Genomic DNA, 5,871 nt, shown 5'->3' with positions numbered 1-5,871 from the left:
ATAATACAAAATGAATAAATTTTCAGCCGGCATTTTTTGTTTTTTCATAGGCCTTTATGTTTTCAACGGCATTCAAGCTAGCTATGCTGGTCTTTTTGATGCCAAAAAGAAAGAGCCCTTCGGCGGCGGCGAGCTGAGGCAAGCCCTTGGTGTATCGAAAAGAAACAATTATACGTCACTCATATTGATTTTTATAAGATAAATTATCCCTCAGGATGACAATGTTTTTTCGTTTTCGACCATAGAAAGGTCTTCGACAAGCTCAGACTGACAACGGCATAGTACTTAACTTAATCACATTGCCCTACGCCATTAAAAAAATAAAATAAACTTACGATGAAAAAAGCTAGATGTAGTTAGGCTCTTTTAAATTTAACTGAGCTTCCTGGTTTTACCCAAACTGCTTTCTTCACAATGGTTTTTCCCTTATCATCTAAAAATTTAGGCTGCCAGAGAATTTTCTTTTGGCCATTATTGGTTAGCGTTGTAGCAATATTACCATCATGTTTTACTGTAATGGAAGTCATTAATACAGGTAAATCTTTTAATTCGGAACTTGTTGTTTTTTTACCACGGTACAATGTTGTGATCTGATCAAACCGTGCATCGGCTTCTATTCCCATTAATCCTTCTGTAAAACCTTTAATAACACCGAAAGAAACTTCAGGGTACTCCCTCCTGGCTGTTGCAGGATCGGTTAAGTGCAACAAATAACCGTAGGCTTTTTCTGATTGCCCGTTCTGGTACATAATTAAGGGAAAATACGACAGGTTTTCTACATTCCAGTTTTTCGATAATAGATGTTGAATGGTTTTTTCTTTGCGTTCACCAGCTTTTAAGGCATCGAACCAAAGTAAAAAAGTTTCCCCTTCATCCATACCGAATTTATGGTCGTTCGAATAAAAAGTATGGTATTGCGAAGCGCTGTCGTTCCACCACAAAGCATCGATACTTTTCTGATAAGCTTCAGCCTTTTCTTTAAACTGTTTTGCTTTATTGTGCTGCCCTTTTAGGTCGAGCATTGCTGCATACGACATTAAACCCCTATAGATTGCACCAACAAGGTCTACCCCCATTTTAATATTGGGTACCCCCTCCGAATAAGAAGGTAAACCACGGCACCGATGAAAAGAATCATTATTATTGAAAGGCACAGGAGCATTTGGATGCGTTGGCCTTTTCAGCAAAGAATCGGCCTGCAACACCCAACGGTTAATATATTCGGTTACTGATTTTTCGTGAAAGTTTTTAAAACCTGAGCCGTTGATATATTCAAGGTCGCCTGTCCATAAATATAATTTCCAACTGGCATTAAGCACATCAAAATTTGCATTCAGGTTATACCAAAATGCTGTATCATTGCGATAATCTTCTTTAGCGGGTTTACCTAAATGGTTAATTTCCCAATAAGAACACCAGTCTTTAGATTCGGATATATTGTTAACAAATAGCCTGAACATATTTTTATTTTCCTTATTCAAGCCTAATATCTCGCCACCAATGCTCTGGTGGGCTACATCGCGCATACAGAATGCCGATCTTGGCGGTAAAGCAGATTCGTACCAAGGGCCAACCGGATCAGAAGTCTTGCCTTTATAACTTAATGCCATTTCTTTGGCCCTAACAAATGCGGTTTGCAAAGCGGCATCGGTTGATTTGAAAGTTACTCCGCCCTGGGCATAAACGCCGCAGCATAGGCAAATAAAAATGTTTACAAAAAGGATTCTTTTCATTTGTTTAATATAAGTTAATTTCTACAGTCTGTTTTCCGTCCCAGTTGATTTCTTTGTTTCCAGCCTGCAGGAAGATAAGGGCACAACCGGAATGATTTAAAACCAGTAGGTTGTATCCCAAACAATCCTTCGGTTATGGCACGACAATATAATCCACTCTCAGCCGAAAGATGGCGCTGATCTCCTTCTGGCCAGGCTTCAACAGCATAAGGCACATGTTCGCCCAGCAAACGTTTGGCAGTATAGTATTTCAGGTATTTCATGGTGGTATCGGTCATACCTGCATTGAACAAGCCACGCACAGCGTACAAAAGCGAACGGTCCCAGAATACTTTTGATCCTGATTCGCTCAACATCCCGTCCTTTGTCCACAGGTAATCAGACAAAAGCGCCTTGGCAGTCTGCTCTTTTCTACCGTAAATCCCCATTACCAGTGGCATTCCTATCCATGATCTAAGCTTATCATTTCCCTCGTAGTAACGGTAAGTATCGAATCCCTGTACCTTTGCCCCAAAATATTTCTCTATTGCTATTTTTAGTACAGATGCTTCTTTAAGCAAATTTGTTGAAGTTATTTTATCACCAAGACTTGCTGACAGATCTGCAGCACTGATCAATGCGCCGTAAACTAGCGTATTGGTTGATAGGTTAATTTTACCAGCCGGAAACCTTCCTTCCAGCTCATCCGAATCGGAAGCAATTACCCCGTCTGCACTTTTTTTCCTTCTTGAAAATTCCAGGCACCATGTTATCAGTGGCCACAATTGTCGGGCCTCGGCTGTATCTGCATAAGCCAGTGCAAACCTCGATGCACCATAAGCAATCATAGCCATATCACCGCGATCGCCTGCTCCATTCCATTTATCAGTTCCTTCTGCTATAATCGAACTAGGAATCGGTTTGTATTCGGGATTCATGTATTTGGCAAACAGGCGGAAACTATTTTTAGCACTTTCATTCCCTGCAGTATTGCCCAAAAAAGGGAAAAACGGGTCCATGTATTCTGCCTGGTCATTTGCCCATATTGCAGCGTAATAAGATCCACCACCGGGACCATGCATTAAACCATTTTTCGTATCAAAAATACTTTCAGAAGCCCTGATTTTAGCAAAAGCAAACATCTGATTCAGGGTATCATTTGGCGTTTTCAGTACCAGTTGCTGCGTAATTTCGCTTACAAAATTCCTTCGTTTTAACGATTCGTATACTGAAGAAAAAGTATAAGGCTGGTCGGCGGTTTTCCGTGCCGAATAAACAATTGCATAGGTTTGCTCTTCCCCTGCTTTTAAAATAAACTTACCGGTCCCAAATATCTTTGTATTGAGCAGGTAAGTACCATAAACGCCTTTACTGCGTGCGGTACTATCTGTTTGATCAAACTCCGGAACAACAATTTCGACTGGTTTCAATCCATTATTTTTAAATACCGTGTGTTCAATAAATGCTGGTTTATCGGTTGATGGGAGTAGCTCGCGTATTATGTTCACATTTCCTATTTCAGACCTGATCTTTACCGAGCCATTGATAGAAAAAGCCATAGGTTGTTCATTCAAAGCTATTCCGTCGATCATAACCGGAGGTATTAGCTGATCAAAATCTTTAATCAGGCTTCCACGGGTATCGTTTGGAATAATCCGCAGCATCGGGAATACGAGTTTTCTTTTTAAAACCAGATTATTTTTATCGTTTACACCATAGGTAATTATTGCGGAAATTTGTTTCCCGCTCATTTCTATCTGATCGGTATGTTTGGTGTTTTTTTTAACAGTCCATTCGATGCCCCCGTTCTTTTGCAGGTGCCAACGTAAATCCTGAGCGTTTACATCAAAACAATGCAACAAAATTAAGATGAACGGTATACATTTTATTGGGAAAGATTTCATATCAAAAAGAAAAAAATGAAGAGGCTTGTTCATAAATACGATTTTTCTTCAAATCTGTCACGTTGAGCCTGTCGAAACGCCTTATAATCTTTCGACAAAGTCCTTCGACAAGCTCAGGATGACAAATTTTACATTTATGAGACAACCTTCATTAAAAATAGCATTTTAATTAATAATTTGGGTTTTGCACAATGGCAGGGTTCTTTTGTATTTCGCTTCTCGGGATTGGGTAAAAATAAAAACTTGGTACCCAGGTACGCTCCTGAACGGTCATTAATGCATAGGTAAAAGTACCGTTTGCCTGTTTGGTAATCGTTACACCTTTTGCATCTTCTGAACCTGTTTCTGCTATTCCCCATCTCCTGATATCAAAATAACGGTGTCCTTCAAAGCAAAGTTCTATCCTGCGTTCATGTCTTATCTGATCCATTAGTAACGCTCCAGACCCACTTACGGCTGGCATACCCGCTTTTTCAGTTCTTATTTTATTCAGGTAATTTAGGGCCTCTCCGTCTTCTCCAAGTGCAGCACAGGCTTCGGCATAATTCAAATAGATTTCCGATAACCTGAAAACCACCCACTGGCTGGCATCGTAATCCTGAACGTTCCAATCGAAAGCCTCATTTACCATTTTTTTCACGCAATATCTCGTTTTTGACGCATTCCACGGAGAATAAGGACTTTGGGGAGAGTCATCACCACCTTCAAAAAAGCTGGTTAAACGTCCTTTAAACTGCTGATTATTAGCCAAAATTGTCGCATAAAATCTTGGTTCTCTGTTCAGATACGGATCTTTTGCCTGTACAGGATTGCTCCAGCTAAATTTTGTACCATCGGCCATTTCAAAATCATCAACCATTTGTTGAACAACATTGTAAGCGCTATAACCATTATAACCATTTGGGCTCAAATCTCTGCTCACGGTATTATAACGATCTGCTCTTACCAAGCCGCTGTATACTCTCGAAAAAATAATTTCTGAATTAAAAAAATCGAGATAAGTTTTGTTATAGGTGCCATTGGCCGCATTGCCGTATAAAGCGTATTTAGGTGTAGCAAAATCAATTACAGCCTTGGCTGCCAGTTTTGCATCTTCCCAAAGCTTCTTATCGTTGCTTTTATTAAAGTAAGGGCTCGCAGCATACAGTAAAAGTCTCGATTTTAAGGCCAAAGCTGCTCCTGCAGTAGCGCGGCCTTTATCATTAGCACCTGTATAAACTGTTGGCAGGGTTTTCAAAGCCTCCGTTATCTCGGCAAGTATAAAATCCTTAGTTTCGGTCCATGTGGCTCTTTTCTCGTTAAAGCTTTTGTCGTTCACATCGTAAACCTTAACAATAAGCGGTACGCCACCAAACCTTTTTAGCAGTTCGAAATAAGCCAAAGCGCGTAAAAAGTGTACCTCACCTTTCATCGTTTTAACCGCATCGCCTCCTGCTGTTACCTGATCAATATTTGTGAAGAATATATTACTGTAGCGGATAGAAGCATACATTTTGTTCCAATGGTTCAGCGATTCTGAACTTTGGTTATCAGGCGTGGCCTCACCCCGTACATACAGGTTTTCATTTGTCCAGTTAAAGTTTCCATAAAGCTCATCGGTTTGCGCGCCCCAGCCTAGTCCACCGTCCTGGTAAGCGAGCACCGTTTGATCGTAAATACTGTTTACAAAAACCTGAACCAGTTTTGGATCGGTCCATACATCCTTTTCTGAGTAAGCGTTTAAAGGCTGCAGCTCGAGCGCCTTTTTACATCCTCCGATTAGCAGCAGTGTACAGATGAGTAAAACTGTGCTGTTTATTTTTAAATTATTGATGTTCAATTTCATGATATACTTTTTTAGAAGGTAATGTTTGCGCCAACATTGATCACACGCTGTTGTGGATAATACTGCCCTGAATTACTTGGGGTTTCTGGATCGAACGATGGCCCGAAGCGATCGATAGAAAATAAGTTTGTTCCGCTGATATAAAGTCTTACATTTTGCATTTTTATCTTTTCAATCAATGTTTTTGAAAAGGTATAACCCAGCTCCATGTTCTTTAACCTTACAAAAGCCGCATTCCGCAACCAAAGATCCGATTCAAGGGTATTTACGCCGAATGTTCTGCCTGTTGGGCCGCTAAAATTTCTTGGATATTTATTATCGCCTGGGTTTTGCCATCTTTCTTCAAAAAATTCCTGAACCATATTTAAACCCGCTGGCGCCAGGTAAGATTTGGCCCTTGCCTGTCCCTGAAAGACCTGTCCCTGAAAGA

General features: G+C 40.4%; 3 protein-coding genes and 1 pseudogene. All 4 read right to left on the bottom strand.

The annotated features are described in order from the left end of the window. Positions 1-356: 356 nt before the first annotated feature. Positions 357-1,733 carry a trehalase family glycosidase gene (locus AC1DND_RS21765; protein WP_477584711.1) on the bottom strand — a complete coding sequence of 459 codons (1,377 nt, stop codon included), beginning with the start codon at positions 1,731-1,733 and terminating at the stop codon, positions 357-359. A 14-nt stretch (positions 1,734-1,747) separates the two neighbouring features. Further along, complete coding sequence (locus tag AC1DND_RS21760; RefSeq protein WP_477584710.1) at positions 1,748-3,649, bottom strand: glucosidase family protein; 1,902 nt, start codon at positions 3,647-3,649, stop codon at positions 1,748-1,750. Positions 3,650-3,785: 136 nt separating this feature from the next. Next, positions 3,786-5,441 (bottom strand): RagB/SusD family nutrient uptake outer membrane protein, encoded by a 1,656-nt coding sequence (locus AC1DND_RS21755; RefSeq protein ID WP_477584709.1) that lies wholly within the window; start codon positions 5,439-5,441, stop codon positions 3,786-3,788. An 11-nt stretch (positions 5,442-5,452) separates the two neighbouring features. Beyond that, a pseudogene (locus tag AC1DND_RS21750) lies at positions 5,453-5,871 on the bottom strand (SusC/RagA family TonB-linked outer membrane protein); the annotation flags it as partial.

Source organism: Pedobacter sp. 01N416 (genome assembly GCF_056399685.1).
The sequence above is the reverse complement of the archived record's forward strand: the minus strand, read 5'-3'. Positions and strand labels throughout refer to the sequence as shown.

Excerpts from the sequence above, each read along its gene's own strand:
- AC1DND_RS21765 (WP_477584711.1), bottom strand. The coding sequence starts at position 1,733 with ATGAAAAGAATCCTTTTTGTAAACATTTTTATTTGCCTATGCTGCGGC.
- AC1DND_RS21755 (WP_477584709.1), bottom strand. The coding sequence starts at position 5,441 with ATGAAATTGAACATCAATAATTTAAAAATAAACAGCACAGTTTTACTC.
- AC1DND_RS21760 (WP_477584710.1), bottom strand. The coding sequence starts at position 3,649 with ATGAACAAGCCTCTTCATTTTTTTCTTTTTGATATGAAATCTTTCCCA.